Source organism: Streptomyces sp. NPDC051020, assembly GCF_040683105.1.
GTDB lineage: Bacteria > Actinomycetota > Actinomycetes > Streptomycetales > Streptomycetaceae > Streptomyces.
Genome location: NZ_JBFBCG010000006.1, coordinates 86,318 through 105,804 on the forward strand (window position 1 = coordinate 86,318; position 19,487 = coordinate 105,804).

Here is a 19,487-nt window from a genome sequence, read left to right on the forward strand (position 1 = left end):
TCTCCTCGGCTCGTCCCGATCCGTCCCCCGTCCCTGGGGGTCTCGGCGAATATCCCGCCCCCCGTGATGACGGTCACCCTTACGTGCATTTCGTTCATATGTTTTCGGACAGGCACACTGTGGCCATGCGTCTCCCCCGTACCCGTCCGCGCAGCCTGGCCGGTCAGCTCTTCGCCATGCAGGTGGTGCTGGTGGCGGCCGTGGTGGCCGGATGCGCCTTCTTCACGTACGTCTCCGGCAGCGCACAGGCGGATAGGACCGCAGCCCGGCAGGTCCGGGCGGTGGCGCTGGCGGTGGCCGATTCTCCGTCGGTACGGGAAGCGATCCGCACCCCGGACCCGTCCGCCGTGCTGCAGCCGTACGCGGAGAAGGTCCGCAGGGACACCGGGATCGCCTTTGTCACGATCATGGACCCGCGCCGGGTCCGCTGGACGCACCCCGACACCGGCCAGATCGGCGAGAAGTTCCTCGGGCACACCGCGCAGGCGCTGCACGGTGAGACGTTCACGGAGACGTACACCGGCACGCTCGGACCGTCGATCCGGGTCGTCACCCCGATCCGGGACGGTGGCAGGATCACGGGTCTGGTCAGCGCGGGCATCACGGTCGAGCGGGTCTCCTCGCAGGTGCGGGCTCAGCTCGGTGCGCTGGGGCTGGCGGCGGGCGGGGCGCTCGCGCTCGGCGGCGTCGGAACGTATGTGATCAACGCCCGGCTGCGGCGCCACACGCACGGCATGAACGCCGCCGAGCTGAGCCGGATGCACGACTACCACCAGGCCACGCTGCACGCGGTGCGCGAGGGGCTGCTGATGCTCGACGGACAGCGCAGGATCGCGCTGATCAACGACGCGGGTCGGGAGCTGCTCGGGCTGCCGCCGGGTGCGGTCGGGCGCCGGGTCGCCGATCTGGAGCTCCCGCCGCCGCTGACCGGGGCGCTGCTCGCCTCCGAGGAGCGGGTCGACGAGCTGCATCTGACGGCGGACCGGGTGATCGTGGTCAACACCCGTCCGGTGGTGGGCGGCGAGCAGCGCGGCACGGTCGTGACCCTGCGCGACCACACGGAACTTCAGGCACTGTCCGGTGAGTTGGACTCGGAGCGGGGCTTCACCCAGGCGCTGCGCTCGCAGGCGCACGAGGCGGCGAACCGGTTGCACACGGTCGTCTCGCTGATCGAGCTGGGCCGGGCGGAGGAAGCGGTCGGCTTCGCCACGGCGGAGCTGGAGCTGGCCCAGGCCCTCACCGACCGGGTCGTCGGCGCCGTCGCCGAGCCGGTGCTGGCGGCCCTGCTGCTGGGCAAGGCTGCGCAGGCGAACGAGCGGGGGGTGGAGCTGGTGCTCGCGGACGACAGCCTGATCGACGACGGGGCGCTTCCCGAGACGTTGTCGCCGCGCGATCTGGTGACGATCCTCGGCAATCTGATCGACAACGCGGTGGATGCGGCGTCCGAGGCGGCGACGGGCCCGTCCCCCTCCGGGGGCGTTCCCGGTCAGCGGGGTCCCGCGGCGGGCCGCCCGGTCCGTGCCCGGGTCACCGTGACCGCGCTCGCCGATGACGGCGAGCTGCTGCTGCGGGTCGCCGACACCGGGGCCGGGGTCGATCCCGGCGACGCCGCCCAGGTGTTCCACCGCGGCTGGTCGACGCGCGGCGCCGGCCGCGGGCTCGGTCTGGCGCTCGTGCAGCAGGCCGTACACCGGGGCGGTGGGACGGTCACCCTGAGCGGAGGCCCGGACGGCGGTGCGGAGTTCACCGTACGGCTGCCGCTGTCGCCCGCGCCCACGCACGCCTCCAAGGAGCCCACCCCATGATCCAGGTGCTGGTCGTCGAGGACGATCCCGTGGCCGCCGACGCTCATCAGCTGTACGTGGGCCGGGTCCCCGGCTTCACCGTGGCCGCGGTCGCTCATTCGCGTGCGGAGGCGGTACGGGCGCTGGACCGTACCCCCATCGATCTGCTGCTCCTGGATCTGTATCTGCCCGACGGGCACGGCCTGCAGCTGCTGCGTTCGCTGCGCGCCGCCGGGCACGCGGCGGATGTCATCGCCGTGACGTCGGCGCGCGATCTGGCGGTGGTCCGGGAGGGGGTGTCGCTCGGTGTCGTCCAGTACGTACTGAAGCCGTTCACCTTCGCCACCCTGCGCGACCGCCTCGTCCGCTACGCCGAGTTCCGTGCGGCGGCCGGCGAGGCGAGCGGGCAGGCCGAGGTGGACCGGGCGCTCGGCGTGCTGCGGGCGCCGCAGCCGGTCCGGCTGCCCAAGGGGCTGAGCGGCCCGACGCTGGAAGCGGTGACGCGTGCGCTGCGGGCCTCCCCGGACGGGGTGACGGCAGCGGCCGCCGGGGTGGAGCTGGGCATCTCGCGGATCACCGCCCGCCGCTATCTGGAGCACCTGGTGTCGACGGGGCGCGCCGTTCGCAGCCCCCAGTACGGGCAGATCGGACGGCCGGAGCTGCACTACCGGTGGGTGGCCGAGACTCGCTGACGGTTCCTGAGTCCGTACCCGTGCCCCTCACGGGGCAGACATTGCCGGTCACGGCACTCGCTGGGCAGCGCGAGCCCGGCTCCCAGGCAGCGACGCTGTCCGCGCGGGTCTGCCTTTCGGGTCGTGCCGGGCCTGCGGGGTCCGGCACGCGCCCTGATCCGGCCTGATGCGAAAGAAAGCGGCGCCGGGGGCAGCCTCCGCGCCCTCGAACGCCGGACGGGCCGGACGTCACCGGCCCGACCGGTGCCCTGAACCGGTCAGAACACCGACTCGGCCTCGTCCATCCGGTCCTTCGGCACCCTCTTCAGCTGCGTGATCGCGTCCGCGAGCGGGACCATCGTGACGCTGTTGCCGCGCAGCGCCGTCATCCGGCCGAAGTCGCCCCGGTGCGCCGCCTCGACCGCGTGCCAGCCGAAGCGGGTGGCGAGCACCCGGTCGTACGCGGTCGGCGTGCCGCCGCGCTGGACGTGGCCGAGGATGACCGGCCTGGCTTCCTTGCCGAGCCTGGTCTCCAGCTCGACCGCGAGCCGGTTGCCGATGCCCTGGAAGCGCTCGTGGCCGTACTGGTCGATCTCGCCCTTGGCGTACGGCATCGACCCCTCGGCCGGGTGCGCGCCCTCGGCCACGCAGATGACCGCGAACTTCTTGCCGCGTGCGAAGCGCTCCTCGACCATCTTGACCAGGTCCGCGACCTCGAACGGCCTCTCGGGCAGACAGATGCCGTGCGCACCGCCCGCCATACCGGACTCCAGTGCGATCCAGCCCGCGTGCCTGCCCATCACCTCGACGACCATGACCCGCTGGTGCGATTCGGCCGTGGTCTTGAGGCGGTCTATGGCTTCGGTGGCGACGCCCACCGCCGTGTCGAAGCCGAACGTGCGGTCGGTGGCCGAGATGTCGTTGTCGATGGTCTTCGGGACGCCGACGACGGGCATTCCGGCGTCCGACAGCATCCGGGCCGCGGTGAGGGTACCCTCGCCGCCGATCGGGATCAGCACGTCGATGCCGTAACGGCGGTTCAGCTCCTCACAGTTCTCGGCCGCTTCGCGGAGCCGGTCGCGCTCCAGCCGGGCCGAGCCGAGGATGGTGCCGCCGCGGGCGAGGATGCCGCTGACCGCGTTGAGGTCGAGAGGGCGGAAGTGACCGTCGAGGAGTCCCTTGAACCCGTCCTCGAAGCCGATGACTTCATCGCCATGACCCACCACGGCGCGGTGCACGACCGACCGGATCACTGCGTTCAGGCCCGGGCAATCGCCACCTGCGGTGAGAACTCCGATGCGCATCGTGCCGTATCTCCTGCTCGCTAGTGCCGTGCATTCCGGGGGCGACTGCAGAATCCCCGTACCGTGAGCCACAACGATTGTCCCACGTCAGGTCTGGACCTCGCGCTACCGACTCTTCCACCGGCACCGCACCGGACCCGGAGCCGGGCGCGACGGAGGCCTTCCGGCACCTGATCAGGGCCTTTCGGCCGGCGGGCGGCATATCCGCCCCCACAGGTATCGTCAACAGGGCGATATCGCTCCAACCGGACAGAACGACGGGAGAGCACGCGTGACGCGCAGCGTGTACGTGACAGGAATCGACCGGGGAGACGGCCGCCAAGTCGTCGATCTGGGAGTCATGGAGCTCCTGACGCGTCAGGTGGACCGGGTCGGGGTGTTCCGGCCGCTGGTCCACGACGGCCCCGACCGGCTGTTCGAGCTGCTGCGGGCCCGCTACCGGCTCTCCCAGGACCCGTCGACGGTCTACGGCCTGGACTACCCGGAGGCGTCCGCGCTGCAGGCGGAGAAGGGTACCGACGAGCTGGTCTCGCGGCTCGTCGACCGCTTCCATCAGGTGGCCCGCTCGTACGAGGTGGTGCTGGTCCTCGGCACGGACTTCGCGGACACCCAGCTCCCCGACGAGCTGGCGCTCAACGCCCGGCTGGCCAATGAGTTCGGCGCCTCCGTGATCGCGGTGGTCGGCGGGAAGGGGCAGGACGCCGAGTCCGTACGGGCCGAGACGCGCAATGCCTACCGGGCCTACGCCGGGCTGGGCTGCGACGTCCTCGCGATGGTGGTGAACCGGGTGGCGGCCGAGGACCGCGAGGTCATCGCCGAGCGGCTGGCGGCGCGGCTGCCCGTCCCCTGTTCGGTGCTGCCGGACGACGCGGCGCTCTCCGCGCCGACGGTCGCCCAGATCACCACGGCGCTCGGCGGAACGGTCCTGCTCGGCGACGACGCGGGGCTGGCCAGGGACGCGCTGGACTTCGTCTTCGGCGGAGCGATGCTGCCGAATCTGCTGAACGCGCTGACACCGGGCTGCCTCGTGGTCACGCCCGGGGACCGGGCGGACCTGGTGGTCGGCTCACTGGCGGCGCACAGCGCCGGGACCCCGCCGATCGCCGGCGTGCTGCTGACCCTGAACGAGCACCCCGGCGAGGAGATACTCAAGCTGGCCGCACGCCTCGCACCGGGCACCCCGGTCGTGTCGGTGGCCGGCGGATCCTTCCCCACCGCGGGCGAACTCTTCGCGCTGGAGGGAAAGTTGAACGCGGCGACGCCCCGCAAGGCGGAGACCGCACTCGGCCTCTTCGAGCGCCACGTCGACACCGCAGCCCTGCTGGAGCGGATCTCGGTGGCCCGCAGCGGCCGCGTCACGCCGATGATGTTCGAACACGAGCTGCTGGAACAGGCCCGCTCGGACCGGCGCCGCGTGGTGCTGCCGGAGGGCACGGAGGAGCGGGTGCTGCGCGCCGCCGATGTGCTGCTGCGCCGCGACGTCTGCGAGCTCACCCTGCTCGGCGACCTCGACACCATCCGCAAGAAGGCCGCCGACCTGGGCATCGACCTCGCCGATACACAGCTGATCGACCCGCAGACCTCGGAGCTGCGTCAGGCGTTCGCGGAGCGGTACGCACAGCTGCGCGCGCACCGCGGGGTCACGGTGGAGCTGGCGTACGACGTCGTCTCGGACGTGAACTACTTCGGCACGCTGATGGTCCAGGAGGGCCTGGCCGACGGCATGGTCTCCGGGACCGTGCACTCCACCGCGGCGACGATCCGCCCGGCCTTCGAGATCATCAAGACGCGGGCGGACGCGTCGATCGTCTCCTCGGTCTTCTTCATGTGCCTCTCCGACAAGGTGCTGGTGTACGGGGACTGCGCGGTCAACCCGGACCCGGACGCCGAGCAGCTCGCGGACATCGCCGTCCAGTCCGCCGCCACCGCCGCCCGCTTCGGTGTCGAGCCGCGGATCGCGATGCTCTCGTACTCGACGGGCACCTCGGGCACGGGCGCCGATGTCGACAAGGTGCGGCAGGCGACCGACCGGGTGCGCGCGAGCCGGCCGGATCTCAGGATCGAGGGTCCGATCCAGTACGACGCGGCGGTCGAGCCGAGCGTCGCCGCGACCAAGCTGCCCGGGTCGGAGGTGGCGGGGCAGGCCACCGTGCTGATCTTCCCGGACCTGAACACCGGCAACAACACGTACAAGGCCGTGCAGCGCTCGGCCGGCGCAGTCGCCGTCGGCCCGGTGCTCCAGGGGCTGCGCAAGCCCGTCAACGACCTCTCCCGCGGTGCGCTCGTCCAGGACATCGTCAATACCGTGGCGATCACGGCGATCCAGGCGCAGGGCGAGGAGTGATCCGCATGACCACCCCCACGAAGAAAGGTTTCGCCGCCGTGCAGGCCCGTCGCGTCCTCGTCCTCAACTCCGGCTCCTCATCGGTGAAGTACCAGCTTCTCGACATGGACGACCGCTCCCGGCTGGCGGTCGGTCTGGTCGAGCGGATCGGCGAGGGCACCTCCCGTCTGCTGCACACCCCGCTGACCGAATCAGAAGAGGCGGCCCGAAGGGCCTCCGTTGAGGGTGGTGGTGGGCGACGGGCGGGAGGCGCCGGGACACGCGAGCGCACGGGCAGGATCGCCGACCACGAGGCGGCGCTGAAGGCGGCGGCCGAGGAGCTGGCCGCGGACGGGCTGGGGCTGGACTCGCCCGAGCTGGCGGCGATCGGCCACCGGGTGGTGCACGGCGGCCTGCGTTTCACCGAGCCGACCGTGATCACCGACGAGGTGCTGGCGGAGATCGAGCGGCTCGTCCCGGTGGCGCCGCTGCACAACCCGGCGAACATCATCGGGATCCGTACCGCCCAGGCGCTCCGCCCCGACCTGCCCCAGGTCGCCGTCTTCGACACCGCGTTCCACACGACGATGCCCGAGTACGCCGCGCGCTACGCGATCGACGTGGAGACCGCGGACGCCCATCGCATCCGCCGCTACGGTTTCCACGGCACCTCGCACGCGTACGTCTCCCGCAAGGCCGCCGAGCTGCTGGGACGTACCCCCGAGGAGGTCAATGTCATCGTGCTGCACCTGGGCAACGGCGCCTCGGCATCGGCGGTGGCGGGCGGCCGGTGCGTGGAGACGTCGATGGGACTGACCCCGCTGGAGGGGCTGGTGATGGGAACCCGGTCCGGGGACATCGACCCGGCGGTCACCTTCCATCTGAAGCGGGTGGCCGGGATGTCGGTCGACGAGATCGATGTCCTGCTCAACAAGAGGAGCGGCCTGGTCGGGCTCTGCGGGGACAACGACATGCGGGAGATCCGACGCCGGATCGACGAGGGCGACGAGCGGGCGGCGCTGGCTTTCGACATCTATGTGCACCGGCTGAAGAAGTACATCGGCGCCTATTCGGCGGTCCTCGGGCGGGTGGATGCCGTCGTGTTCACGGCGGGGGTCGGAGAGAACTCGGCGCCCGTACGGGAGGCTGCGATCGCCGGTCTCGAAGGGTTCGGCCTCGCGGTGGACGCCGGTCTCAACGCCGTGCGGTCCGGTGAACCGAGGCTGATCTCGCCGGACTACGCGCGGGTCGCGGTCGCCGTGGTGCCGACGGACGAGGAACTGGAGATCGCCGGCCAGACCTTTGCGCTGGTCGAACGGCTCGGACGGACCGTGCCCGGGCAGGCCGAACTGCTCGGACAGGTCGACAACTGAGCACCCCCGCGCCCCTTTGTATCTTCCACCAGCCGGAATATTCCGCAGCGAAACAAACCGATAGGATCCGCCTCATGCGCCGTTCCAAAATCGTCTGCACCCTCGGTCCCGCCGTCGACTCGCACGAGCAGCTCGTCGCTCTGATCGAGGCCGGCATGAGCGTGGCCCGATTCAACTTCAGCCACGGCTCCCACGAGGAACACCAGGGCCGTTACGACCGCGTCCGCCGGGCCGCCGCCGAGACCGGCCGGGCGGTCGGCGTACTCGCCGACCTCCAGGGCCCGAAGATCCGCCTGGCGAAGTTCGCCGAGGGCCCCGTCGAACTGGTCCGCGGGGACGAGTTCACCATCACCACCGAGGACGTCCCCGGTGACAAGTCGATCTGCGGTACGACCTACAAGGGGCTGCCGGGCGACGTCGACAAGGGCGACCCGATCCTGATCAACGACGGAAACGTCGAGCTGAAGGTCGTCGAGGTCGAGGGCTCCCGGGTGAAGACCATCGTCATCGAGGGCGGGGTGATCTCCGACCACAAGGGGATCAACCTGCCGGGCGCCGCGGTCAACGTCCCGGCCCTGTCCGAGAAGGACGTCGAGGACCTCCGCTTCGCCCTGCGGATGGGCTGCGACCTGGTCGCCCTCTCCTTCGTGCGCGACGCCGACGACGTCAAGGACGTCCACAAGATCATGGACGAGGAGGGCCGCCGGGTCCCCGTCATCGCCAAGGTCGAGAAGCCGCAGGCCGTCGAGCACATGGAAGGCGTCGTCATGGCGTTCGACGGTGTGATGGTCGCCCGTGGCGACCTGGCCGTCGAGTACCCCCTGGAGAAGGTCCCGATGGTGCAGAAGCGCCTCGTGGAGCTCTGTCGGCGGAACGCCAAGCCGGTGATCGTGGCGACCCAGATGATGGAGTCGATGATCACCAACTCGCGGCCGACCCGCGCCGAGGCGTCCGACGTCGCCAACGCGATCCTGGACGGGGCCGACGCGGTCATGCTGTCCGCCGAGTCCAGCGTGGGCGCGTACCCGATCGAGACGGTCAAGACGATGTCGAAGATCGTCGTCGCCGCCGAGGAGGAGCTGCTCTCCAAGGGCCTGCAGCCGCTGGTCCCGGGCAAGAAGCCCCGTACCCAGGGTGGTTCGGTGGCCCGCGCGGCCTGCGAGATCGCGGACTTCCTGAACGGCAAGGCGCTGGTCGCCTTCACCAAGTCCGGTGACACGGCCCGCCGGCTCTCCCGCTACCGCGCCGCGCAGCCCATCCTGGCCTTCACCACCGACGAGTCCACCCGTAACCAGCTCGCGCTGAGCTGGGGCGTCGAGGCCCACGTCGTGCCGCACGTGGACAACACCGACGCCATGGTGGACCTGGTCGACGCGGAGCTGCTGAAGCTGAGCCGCTACAACGCGGGCGACACGATGGTCATCACGGCCGGTTCGCCCCCCGGCGTCCCGGGCACGACGAACATGGTGCGGGTGCACCATGTGGGGGGCGGGACGCGCGACTGACGCGTCGCCCCGCACCGGCATACGGCTGTGGCCCGCGCCCCCCTTCGACGGGGGTGCGGGCCACAGCCTTGTGCGGCTCCCTGACGGGTCCACCAGTCACTTCATCAACTGGTGCCGCCGGTGAAGTAGTTGTGCAGCCCGGGCACCGTGAGCGTGCCGCCGAACTGGCCGGCCTGGGTGACCTTCACCTGGGTGAAGAACGCGAACGGCACGTTCAACGGCGGCGGGGTCTCGGGGCTGAACGTGATCGGGATGAGGCCGAAGAGGTTGCCCTTCAGCTCCTCCGTGTACATCGTCACCGTGCCGTTGCGGATGGTGGACGTCGAGCCCGTCCGCGCCTGGACGTGGCCGGTGGTGCCGCCCGGCCCCTCGGTCAGCTGGTGCAGGTCCTTGATGTCGACGGACGACGCGGTGAACTTCAGCACCTTCTTCGTGGTGCCGTCGCCCTTCTCCACCTCGACGATGCCCTTGTAGTCGAGCCCGTTGAGGGTGAGCAGCGAACTCTCCAGGATCCACGGCTGGTTCGGAAGCCTGGGAATGCCCTGCTCCAGGTCCGCAGCGGCCAGCGCCTTGGGGTCGGCTGTGGGGCACGGGAACGGCTGCTTGGCGCCGTCCGGGATGTCGTCGTCCTTCTTGGGGTCGAGTCCCTTGGCGCTCTCGTCGAGCTCCTTGACCGACGTGCCCGCCTTGTCGGCCGCGTCGCGGATGGCGTCGGCGGTCTTGCCGGCCGTGTCCTTCGCCGCGTCCGTCACCTCGGCCACGAGCTTCTCGTTGACCACCGGCTTCTCGGTGGACTCGCTCGTCGCGGAGGCCGACGGCTCCGGGGACGCGGTGGTGGCGCTCGGGGACGGGCTCGCCGTCTCCTGGTCCGGTCCGCCCAAGAGGTCCTTGAGCGCGTCGCCGACGCCCAGCGGGTCGAGCGGGTTGTTCGTCGCCGTGGGCGACGGGGAGGCGCTCGGCGCCGCGGCGGGCGCCATGCTCCGCGGGTTCGCCGCTCCGTTCGCCGACGGGGTCGCCGACGGCTTCGGTGTCGCCTCGGCGCTCCGGTCCGCACCGCTGCCGCCGGCACCGGTGGACGCGCTGGCGGACGGGGACGGTGTCTTCGTCTCCGACGCGGACGCCGAGGGTTCCGGCGACTGGCTCGGCTCGTCCGAACGCGTCACACAGGGGCCCGGCGCGAACGGGATGTCCGTCGCGTCGTCGGCCAGCGCGAGCTTGGGGGTGAGTCCCATCCCGACGAAGACAGCCGTCGGCATCGCGGCGAGCGCGAAGGCCTTGCCCGCGGGTATGTGAAGCTTCGTCAGCAGCGACTTCCTGGGCGCCGCGTGACGCGGTCCGCTTCTCGTCGGGAGGTCCTCACCGGTCGAGTTCAGCCGCGTCTCGTCACTCCGCACGATGCCTCCCGCCGTCGACCTCGGCTGTCGTGTCGTACTGCTCCGGCTGCTGGGGCACCGATGCCACGCTCTGGAACTCGGGCTCGGGCTCCTGCGTACCGGAACCGGCGTCCTTGAACGCCACGCCCTGAGCACCGGCATCTGCCGCGGCCGGCTTCGGCTCGCCCGGGGCCCAGGAGATGGAGAGCGCTCCACCGAGCAGGGAGAACAGGAAACCGATCAGGAACCCGCCGATGTTGGCGACGGGTATGGAGATCAGTGCCAGCAGGATCGCGGCGACTCCGGCGAACACTCTCACGATGTGGTGGAACCACATGGTGAGGCCCAGCGTGATCAGCAGGATCCCGATGATCAGCGATCCCGCACCGGCCGTCGTGGACATCGCCAGCGTGATGTTGCCGAGGTGCATGTTGGCGTACGGGAAGTACGCGATGGGTAGACCACCCACCATCGTGAACAGGCCCGCCCAGAACGGCCGGTTACCCCGCCAGGTGCGGAATCCCCGCCGGAAGACGCGGAGGTAGTGCTCGTTCTGCCCTGTGGACTCGGGGCTCATGGAAAACAGCTCCCTGGAACCGGTACTGCGGTGAGAAGAGAACGGGGTGGGTGGCCGGAGACGCCGAAGGGCGCTCCGGCCACCCGGCGAGTGCTAGTAGCACTCCTTGCCGGGGCCGCTGTACAGCCGCAGGCTCAGGTTGCTGAGCTTGAAGGTGCCGGCGGTGGTGGCCCACGCCTCCTGCTTCACGTCCTTCAGCACGGCCGTCTTGGCGCGCTGCGCGAAGCCGTTCGGGTTGACGGCCCCCTCGGTGCCGGACTGGATGCCGGGCTTGCCGACGGAGCCGGCCGCCACACCGATGTCGATGTTCTCGAAGTACGCGTCGGTGTCGAGCTCGGCGACGTCCAGGTACAGGTTGGTCGCCCTGACCGGCTTCTTCGGGTTCGTACCCGCGTTCAGCTGCAGCGTGACAGTGCCGAGGCCGAACGGAAGGTTCGGAGTGACCACCGACTGGCACATGTTGGTGATCGTGGCGTCACTGAAGCCGGACACGGCCACGGCGTGCGCCCCGTTCTTGCCCTCGGGGTTCGTGCCGGTGGCCACGCTGCCGTACTGCACGAAGTTGTGGCCGACGAGCTTGTCCGCATGCACCTTGAAGCTCTGGCCGGACACGCTGAACGACGCCGCGAGGGCGCCCTGCGCGAGACCGATGCCCACCGCGGCGGTCGCGACGACGCTCGGCACCATGACCAGAGCGAAGCGCTTCCATCTGGTGCCGCCACGAACTTGGGAACTCATAATTTTCCTCCTTCTCGGACGTACATCTCCGGTCCGGGCCTGGGCCCGTCCTGGGATGGGAGAAGTGCTACGTCCTCGGGAAGGAGAGCGCCGGAACCGGAGGCGTGAACCGCGTCCGAATCACTGGCGATCACCCCCGAGCGACAACCACCGGCCGCGCGTTCGCGCAACCTGTTCGGACAGGCCCTGCCGGACGGCAGGAACCCCCCTGTCCGCGGTCGGCGCCACTGCCGCCGACCCACTCGGTGGGGACCCGAATCGGCCGCCGCGCCGACTGGCGGTCGGGCTGGCGTCGTCGGACCGAGCGTGGCCGATCGTGGTGCATTAGCGCCCGCCGCACAAGGGGGTTCGTTACTCGCTAGTAACGCCCCGATAACCAAGGCGCGACAGGGCGGCGCCGCCCGGCCACACAGGGTGGCGTCTCTCGCAAGGAGGAAAGGGAGAATTGGGGTTCTTAAGCGGACAGAATCTCACGCACGATTTACTGGCAGTAACAGAACGTGCTTTTATCAAGATTTGGTAAAGCGAGGGCGACTGTTGTCGCCCGATCACGAAAACGGCCGTGACGCCCTCGGGACGCCACGGCCGCGTTGTCACATCAGAACAAGACGCGCGCCAGCGCCGTACGGGCCGCGACGACACGTGGATCGTCGGGGCCGATGACCTCGAAAAGCTCCAGCAGCCGCAGCCGCGCCACGTCCCGGTCCTCACCGAAATTCCGGCGCACGGTCTCGACGAGGCGCCCGAAGGCATCCTCGACATGACCGCCGACCAGATCCAGATCGGCGGCGGCGATCTGCGCCGCCACATCGGTCGGCTTCTCGGCGGCGTCGTTGCGGACCTGCTGCGGGTCCATGTCCTGCACCCGGCCGAGGAGTTCGGCCTGGGCGAGGCCGAGCTTGGCCTCGGTGTTGGCCGGGTCGTCGACGAGCACGTTCTTGTACGCCTGGACGGCGCCGCCGAAGTCATTGGCGTCCAGTGCCCGTACGGCCGCTTCGAGCAGTGCGTCGTACGGTCCCGCGGGCACCTCGGCCGGAGCCTGCCCGGCGTCCTCCGGGCCGGCGGCCTCCTGGTTGACCGTGATCCCGGTGAGCCCGAACCGCTCCTCGCCGACCTGGATCAGCTGGTCCAGCGTCTGCCGGATCTGGGTCTCGGGGGCCGCGCCCTGGAAGAGCGGGAGGGCCTGCCCGGCAACGACGGCGAAGACCGCCGGGATCCCCTGGATGCCGAACTGCTGCATCAGCATCTGGTTGGCGTCGACATCGACCTTGGCCAGCACGAAGCGGCCGTTGTACTCGTGGGCCAGGCGCTCCAGGAGGGGGCCCAGCTGCTTGCACGGCTCGCACCACTCGGCCCAGAAGTCGATGACGACGGGGACCTCGACGGAGCGCTGGAGGACATCGCGCTCGAAGCCCGCCTCATCGACATCGATCACCAGGGAGGACGGGGGGACGGCGCCGCCACCTTGCCGGGCGGCCTCGGCGCGGGCCTGCTCCGCCTTCACCTTGGCCTCGCCGGCCGCCTTCACTGCGGCGAGGTCGACGACGCCGCTCATGGACATGTTCCTAGGCTGCATACGTACATCCTCCCCCCTCGGCACACTGTTCCGGAAAGCGATCCGGGAACCGCATCCGTCCGTGGTACCCGCCGGTGTGCGGGACGCGCGGACCGCCGCGGTCCCATGGCCCTCGAGGGGCCTGTTCTCGACGCCGGGTCCCCACCCGGCACATGTGGCTGTCGTTCGCTCGTGGCGTGACGACGGCCTGACCGTCGCCCTTACGCTACGACCCGTAGCGTAACTGTCCCGCACCCCTCGCGCACAGGAGTGTCCAGTGATCTCTCTCACGGCAAACGCGACCGGCCGGTTCTCCTTACTGGCGGGTATGGTCACGGCATGCTGAGCCACGGCCACGCCAAACCCGCGCGAACGGGACGACCGCGCAGCGCCGCGGCCGATGAGGCGATCCTGGAGGCCTGCCGGGCGTCCCTGGTCGACCTCGGCTGGTCGAAGCTGACGATGGGCGATGTGGCGACACGGGCCGGGGTCGCCAAGACGACGCTCTACCGGCGCTGGGCAGGCAAGAACGAACTGGTCGTGGACGCCGTCGCGGCCCTCTTCGACGAGCTGGAACTGCCGGACCTGGGCAGCCTGTCGGCCGATGTGCAGAACGTGGTGCTGCAGTTCGCGGCGCTGCTGGACCGCCCGGAGACCAGAACGGCGCTGATGGCCGTGGTCGCCGAGTCGACCCGTGACGACGCGCTGCGGGCCCGGATCCGCGATTCGATCGTGGACCGGCAGAAGCGGCTCGTGCTGCTGGGACGACAACGGGCGCAGCAGCGCGGCGAGCTGCCCGTCGAACCGGACGAGGCGTCGGCGGCCTCGACCGCCGACCTGATCTTCGATGTGATCGCCGGTGCGGTCGTGCACCGGACGCTGGTGAGCGCCGAGCCCGTCGACGAGGACTGGGCCCGGCGCTTCACCGTTCTGCTGCTTGCGGGGCTGGGCGCGGCAGCCGCCACGTAGCGGACGGCCGTTTTGTGAGCTCCTCCAAGACCCTCAGAAGCCGGGCGGCTCGGTGTACGTGCCCCACTCGTCCCGCAGGACCCCGCAGATCTCACCGAGCGTCGCCTCGGCCCTGACGGCGTCCAGCATCGGTCCGATCATGTTCGAGCCGTCACGGGCGGCGGCCAGCATCGCGTCCAGCGAGGCACGGACCCTGGCGTCGTCGCGGGCGGCCTTGCGGACGGCGAGCTCGCGGACCTGCTCGCGCTCGACCTCGTGGCTGACCCGCAGGATCTCCAGATCGCCGGTGACCGAGCCGTGGTGGACGTTGACGCCGACGACGCGCTTGTCCCCCTTCTCCAGCGACTGCTGGTACCGGAACGCGGACTCGGCGATCTCGCCGGTGAACCAGCCGTCCTCGATGCCGCGCAGGATGCCGGAGGTCATGGGCCCGATGGGGTGCTGACCGTCCGGGTGGGCCCTGGTGCCGCGCTCCTTGATCTGGTCGAAGATCTTCTCGGCGTCCGCCTCGATCCGGTCGGTCAGCTGCTCGACGTACCACGAACCGCCCAGCGGGTCGGCGACGTTGGCGACGCCGGTCTCCTCCATCAGCACTTGCTGGGTGCGCAGGGCGATCTCCGCCGCCTGCTCGGACGGGAGCGCGAGGGTCTCGTCGAGGGCGTTGGTGTGCAGCGAGTTGGTGCCGCCGAGGACGGCGGAGAGTGCCTCGACCGCGGTCCGTACGACGTTGTTGTACGGCTGCTGGGCGGTCAGGGAGACCCCGGCGGTCTGGGTGTGGAAGCGGAGCCACTGCGCCTTGTCGGTCTTCGCGCCGTACACCTCCTTCATCCAGCGGGCCCAGATCCGGCGGGCGGCGCGGAACTTGGCGATCTCCTCGAAGAAGTCGAGGTGCGCATCGAAGAAGAAGGAGAGACCGGGGGCGAAGGTGTCGACGTCGAGTCCCCGGGAGAGGCCGAGCTCCACGTAGCCGAAGCCGTCGGCGAGGGTGTAGGCGAGCTCCTGCGCGGCCGTCGCCCCGGCCTCGCGGATGTGGTAGCCGGAGACCGAGAGCGGCTTGTACGCGGGGATGTCGCGCGCGCAGTGCTCCATCAGGTCACCGATGAGGCGCAGATGGGGTTCGGGCTGGAAGAGCCACTCCTTCTGCGCGATGTACTCCTTGAAGATGTCGGTCTGGAGCGTGCCGTTGAGCACCCCCGGGTCGACGCCCTGACGCTCGGCGGCGACCAGGTACATGCAGAAGACGGGGACGGCGGGTCCGCTGATCGTCATGGATGTCGTGACGTCGCCGAGCGGGATGTCCTTGAAGAGGACCTCCATGTCGGCGGCGGAGTCGATGGCGACACCGCAGTGCCCGACCTCGCCGAGCGAGCGCGGGTCGTCGGAGTCGCGGCCCATCAGCGTCGGCATGTCGAAGGCGACACTGAGCCCGCCGCCGCCCGCGGCGAGGATCATCTTGTACCGCTCATTGGTCTGCTCGGCGTTGCCGAAGCCGGCGAACTGGCGGATGGTCCAGGTGCGGCCGCGGTAGCCGGTCGGGTAGAGACCCCGGGTGAAGGGGTATTCACCGGGCCAGCCGATCCGCTCGAACCCCTCGTACGTGTCCCCGGGACGGGGCCCGTACGCGGGCTCCACCGGGTCCCCGGAGAGCGTGGTGAAGTCCGCGTCACGCTTGCGGGCCTTGTCGTAACGGGCCTGCCAGCGTCGGCGGCCTTCCTCGATCGCGTCAGCGTCCATGGACCCCAATTTACTAGGACGTCCTAGTAAATGTCGATGACAAACCGCCCGGTGCTTCGCACGGGGCGGTTCGGGTCAGGCTTTGACGGTCACCGGGGAGCCGTCCGCGATCAGCGGCTCGACCTCCTTGACGACCTTGCGCTCGACGAAGAACGCGGCCGTCGGGATCGTGCCGGAGACCAGCACCCAGAGGAGCTTGCCGAGCGGCATCTTCGCCTTGGAGCCCAGGTCGAAGGCGAAGATCAGGTAGATGATGTACAGCACACCGTGGATCTGGGAGACGACGAGCGTCAGCCCCGCACCGGTGTCGAAGCCGTATTTGAAGACCATGCAGGTGCAGAGCACCAGCAACATGACGGCGGTGACGTAGGCCATCACCCGGTACCGGGTCAGCACACTGCGTTTCATGACGCCGAGCGTAACCGGGCGCCGGGGGCGATCTTGCAGCGGGCCGGGGGCGCGCGGCGCTACTTCTCCTCGAAGTCCTTGGCCGCGATCCGCAGGGGGCGCAGCAGTGCGAAGATCTCCGCGCACTCCTCGGCGTCGTACACCCCGAGCCCGAACTCCATGTCCACCAGGTCCCGGGTGGCCGCCTCGACGACCTCTCGGCCCTTGTCGGTGATCGAGGCGAGGGTGCCCCGGCCGTCGTTCGGGTTGGGACGCTTGTCGACCAGACCTGACCTGACCAGCCGGTCCACGGTGTTCGTGACCGAGGTGGGGTGGACCATCAGCCGCTCGCCGATCTTGGACATCGGCAGCTCACCGGCCTTGGAGAAGGTGAGCAGCACCAGTGCCTCGTACCGCGCGAAGGTCAGTCCGTACGGTTTGACGACCGCGTCGACCTCGGCGAGCAGGATCTGCTGCGCACGCATGATCGAGGTGATCGCCGCCATCGAGGGGACAGGACCCCAGCGCTGCTGCCAGAGTTCGTCGGCGCGGGCGATGGGGTCGAACGGGAGACTGAGCGGCTTCGGCACGGCATCGACCTTACCCACTGGTCATATGCTGGCCGGCCCCGTCTCGAACTTCGGTCCGATGACCGTGCACGGGTTGCGTGCTCCTGACCTCGCGGACGAGGACGAGCGTGCACACCGTACCGATCACAGCGGCCCCGGCGACCGCCTGATGTACGGGGACGAATTCGGCGGCGAGCCCGGCGAGGGCCATGCCGATGCCCTGGACCGTCATCAGCCCGGCGGTGAGCAGGGTCATGGCCCGGCCCCGCAGCTGCTCCGGAACGGCGTCGACGAACCACTGGTCGAGGCCGATGACGTACGCCGCCCCCACCCCTGCCAGCACGAGCGCGACGACGCTCAGCACCATGCCGGGACGGAACCCGTACAGCACGAGGGGCAGCAGCCCCACGGCGGCGACCGGCAGCACGATCCTGGAGCGCAGGCGCGGGCTGAGCGCCGCGCCCACGTACAGCTCGGCACCGATGTGACCGACCGGCATCGCGCACATGAGGAGTCCGAGCGCGGCTGGGCCGACACCGATCTCGTCCGCGTACGGTGCGGCGAGCGCCTCCGGTGCCACGACGAACATCGTCGGCAGCCAGAAAAGCAGCATCAGCGCGCGGATCCTGCGGTCGGCGAGGACGGTACGGGCTCCGGCGAGCGAGTCCCCCAGCAGGGCACCGCCTCCGTCACGGGCGCTCCGGGCGGGCCGGTTGCGGGTGCCGAAGCGGAGCAGCGCCGCCGAGCTGAGGAAGGTCCCGACGGTGATCGTGATCGCCCCGCGCGCGGAGACCGCGGCGAGCAGCACACCGCCCACCCCGAAGCCGATCAGCAGTGCGCTCTGCGAGACGATCCGCAGCAGGGAGCGGCCCAGTACGTAGAGATCGCCCTCGCCGAGGATGTCGGTGAGCGCGGCCATACGCGTCCCGGTGAAGACGGGCGACACGGAGGCGACGAGACAGCGCAGCGCGAGGAGCCCGCCGACGGGGGTACCGGGCAGCACCATGACGGCGACACAGCCCGCGCAGATCAGATCGCAGGTGACGAGGACCCGGCGGGCGGGGTAGCGGTCGGCGACCCCGGCGAAGAGCGTGCCGCCGACGAGGTACGGGAGGAAGCCGAGCGCGAAGGTGAGGGCGCTGAGCAGGGGCGAGCCGGTGAGGTCGTAGACGAGGACGGTGAGCGCGAGCTCGCTGACGACGACGCCGAGAAGGGAGAGCATGTGTGCGGCGAAGACGGCACGGAACTCCCGTACGGCGAAGACGGCGCGGTAGCCGCGGGGGGTGCCGGGGTCCGGGGCGGAAGCCGGAGCCCGGAGCGCGGGCGATGGGTTCGGGTCGATGGGGTCGGCGCGCTTCGGGGACGGGGCCGGGGACGGCGCCGCTCCTGCGGGGCGGACGTTCGCGGCGCGGCATGCGGCTGACGGGTCCTGGGGTGAGGGGCCCGTCGGGCCGCTCGGGAGGTCCACCGTGTCGCGGGGGCCGCCCGCCGGGGCGGGGCTGTTGTTCGGCATGGACGCAGCGTGGAGGAGCATGGCCCGCACTCCATAAACTTTCGGCTGACACCGAATCTTCGCGAGGTGCGCCGATGCCGTTCCATCTGCATTTCGACGAGAGCGATCTGCTGCGCTGCAGGTTCGCCCTCTCCCCGCTCTGGGAGACACAACAGGCGGTACGCACCCTTCTGCGCCCCGGGAACCACGGCTACCACGAGCCGTGGCTGCGGCGCATCCGGAGCGCCGCCGAGGGGCTGGACCTCGGGCCGCTGTGGTCGTTGATGCCGGAGGCCGGGCACAATCCGGATTTTCTCAGCCCGCCACCGCTCGGGCCCTATGCCTCGTTCGAGGAGGAGATCGCCGGGGTACGCGCCCTCGACCCCGAGCTCGTCCGTGAGGATCTGGCGCTGACGCTCGCGTGTGTGCCGGGGGCGCTGGACTCCCCCGCCGGACGGGCGGTGCTCGACGACCCCGCCCGCGCGCAACGGGAGCTGTCCGCGCTTCTGGAACAGGCGTGGCGGGTCCTGGTCGAGCCGGACTGGCCGCGGCTGCGCGCGTTGCTGGAGGCGGACATCGCGTACCACTCGCGCCGACTCGCGGCGGTCGGCTTCGCGCGGCTGCTCGGCGAGTTGAGTCCCCAGCTGAGCTGGGCGGACTCGACGCTCACGCTCGTCGGGATGCGGGGCCGCCACTCCCGGGTGCTCGGCGGGCAGGGTCTCGTCCTGATGCCGAGCGTCTTCGCCTGGCCAGATGTGGTCAGCGGGTACGAGCCGCCCTACCAGCCCGCAGTGATCTATCCGGCGCGCGGGATCGGTGGTCTGTGGACGGAACCCGCCGACCGTACCCCGCAAACGCTCGCGCGGCTGCTCGGGCGGGCGCGGGCCGACATCCTGTGCACGCTCGACGAACCGGCGGGGACGAGCGCCCTCGCCCACCGGCTCGGCCTCGCGCCGTCCTCCGTGTCGGAGCATCTGTCCGTGCTGCGGGCGGCCGGGCTACTGACCTCGCGGCGGTACGGGCATCAGGTGCTGTACGAGCGGACGCCGCTCGGGATCGCGCTGGCGGTGGAGCCCGAAACGCACCCCGGGTGACGGAGACCCCCCTCGCCGTGCGGCGCGGGGGGTCTCCGG

16 protein-coding genes are annotated in these 19,487 nt (G+C 70.4%); 7 read left to right on the forward strand and 9 right to left on the reverse strand.

From position 1 onward, the window contains the following. The first annotated feature begins 125 nt into the window (after positions 1-125). Both AB0N06_RS05485 and AB0N06_RS05490 read left to right on the forward strand, forming a co-directional pair. Positions 126-1,805, forward strand: a complete 1,680-nt coding sequence (locus AB0N06_RS05485; RefSeq protein WP_366133395.1) for a sensor histidine kinase — start codon at positions 126-128, stop codon at positions 1,803-1,805. Next, positions 1,802-2,476, forward strand: a complete 675-nt coding sequence (locus AB0N06_RS05490; protein WP_366133396.1) for a response regulator — start codon at positions 1,802-1,804, stop codon at positions 2,474-2,476. The genes AB0N06_RS05485 and AB0N06_RS05490 overlap by 4 nt, the downstream gene beginning before the upstream one ends. Before the next feature lie 257 nt (positions 2,477-2,733). Here AB0N06_RS05490 and AB0N06_RS05495 read toward each other — a convergent pair whose 3' ends face one another. Then, the gene (locus tag AB0N06_RS05495) at positions 2,734-3,759 is read right to left on the reverse strand and encodes an ATP-dependent 6-phosphofructokinase (protein ID WP_366133397.1); all 1,026 of its coding nucleotides are present in this window, start codon (positions 3,757-3,759) and stop codon (positions 2,734-2,736) included. 271 nt (positions 3,760-4,030) lie between these two features. Here AB0N06_RS05495 and pta point away from each other — a divergent pair, with 271 nt between their 5' ends. From pta to pyk, 3 genes are all read left to right on the forward strand, one after another. Next, complete coding sequence (gene pta, locus AB0N06_RS05500) at positions 4,031-6,103, forward strand: phosphate acetyltransferase (protein ID WP_366133398.1); 2,073 nt, start codon at positions 4,031-4,033, stop codon at positions 6,101-6,103. 5 nt (positions 6,104-6,108) lie between these two features. Next, the gene (locus AB0N06_RS05505) at positions 6,109-7,455 is read left to right on the forward strand and encodes an acetate kinase (protein WP_366133399.1); all 1,347 of its coding nucleotides are present in this window, start codon (positions 6,109-6,111) and stop codon (positions 7,453-7,455) included. Positions 7,456-7,529: 74 nt separating this feature from the next. After that, positions 7,530-8,960, forward strand: a complete 1,431-nt coding sequence (gene pyk / locus AB0N06_RS05510) for a pyruvate kinase (protein ID WP_366133400.1) — start codon at positions 7,530-7,532, stop codon at positions 8,958-8,960. A gap of 104 nt (positions 8,961-9,064) precedes the next feature. On the opposite strand, the gene AB0N06_RS05515 is transcribed toward pyk, so the two are convergent. The 4 genes from AB0N06_RS05515 to AB0N06_RS05530 all read right to left on the reverse strand — a co-directional run bounded on the left by AB0N06_RS05515 (position 9,065) and on the right by AB0N06_RS05530 (position 13,224). After that, complete coding sequence (locus tag AB0N06_RS05515; RefSeq protein ID WP_366133401.1) at positions 9,065-10,354, reverse strand: hypothetical protein; 1,290 nt, start codon at positions 10,352-10,354, stop codon at positions 9,065-9,067. Beyond that, the gene (locus AB0N06_RS05520) at positions 10,344-10,910 is read right to left on the reverse strand and encodes a DUF6114 domain-containing protein (protein WP_366133402.1); all 567 of its coding nucleotides are present in this window, start codon (positions 10,908-10,910) and stop codon (positions 10,344-10,346) included. Before AB0N06_RS05520 ends, AB0N06_RS05515 begins: the two co-directional genes overlap by 11 nt. Positions 10,911-11,003: 93 nt before the next feature. Continuing rightward, positions 11,004-11,648: a DUF6230 family protein gene (locus AB0N06_RS05525; protein ID WP_366133403.1), complete on the reverse strand. Its 645-nt coding sequence runs from the start codon at positions 11,646-11,648 to the stop codon at positions 11,004-11,006. A gap of 598 nt (positions 11,649-12,246) precedes the next feature. After that, a complete protein-coding gene (locus tag AB0N06_RS05530) occupies positions 12,247-13,224 on the reverse strand; it encodes a tetratricopeptide repeat protein (protein WP_366133404.1) in 978 nt (325 codons plus the stop codon). 318 nt (positions 13,225-13,542) lie between these two features. Between AB0N06_RS05530 and AB0N06_RS05535 the strand changes: the two genes are divergently transcribed. Continuing rightward, positions 13,543-14,172 (forward strand): TetR/AcrR family transcriptional regulator, encoded by a 630-nt coding sequence (locus AB0N06_RS05535; RefSeq protein ID WP_366133405.1) that lies wholly within the window; start codon positions 13,543-13,545, stop codon positions 14,170-14,172. Between the two features lie 33 nt (positions 14,173-14,205). On the opposite strand, the gene AB0N06_RS05540 is transcribed toward AB0N06_RS05535, so the two are convergent. From AB0N06_RS05540 to AB0N06_RS05555, 4 genes are all read right to left on the reverse strand, one after another. Then, positions 14,206-15,906 (reverse strand): methylmalonyl-CoA mutase family protein, encoded by a 1,701-nt coding sequence (locus AB0N06_RS05540; protein ID WP_366133406.1) that lies wholly within the window; start codon positions 15,904-15,906, stop codon positions 14,206-14,208. Between the two features lie 75 nt (positions 15,907-15,981). Next, positions 15,982-16,314 (reverse strand): DUF3817 domain-containing protein, encoded by a 333-nt coding sequence (locus tag AB0N06_RS05545; RefSeq protein WP_366133407.1) that lies wholly within the window; start codon positions 16,312-16,314, stop codon positions 15,982-15,984. 59 nt (positions 16,315-16,373) lie between these two features. Further along, positions 16,374-16,883, reverse strand: coding sequence for a MarR family transcriptional regulator (locus AB0N06_RS05550; RefSeq protein ID WP_366133408.1), 510 nt, complete (start codon positions 16,881-16,883; stop codon positions 16,374-16,376). A gap of 10 nt (positions 16,884-16,893) precedes the next feature. Then, entirely contained in the window at positions 16,894-18,375 is a 1,482-nt protein-coding gene (locus AB0N06_RS05555; RefSeq protein ID WP_366133409.1) for an MFS transporter, read from the reverse strand. Positions 18,376-18,449: 74 nt separating this feature from the next. Between AB0N06_RS05555 and AB0N06_RS05560 the strand changes: the two genes are divergently transcribed. Beyond that, on the forward strand, positions 18,450-19,448 hold the full coding sequence (locus tag AB0N06_RS05560; RefSeq protein WP_366133410.1) for a DUF5937 family protein: 999 nt from the start codon (positions 18,450-18,452) through the stop codon (positions 19,446-19,448). Positions 19,449-19,487: the final 39 nt, after the last annotated feature.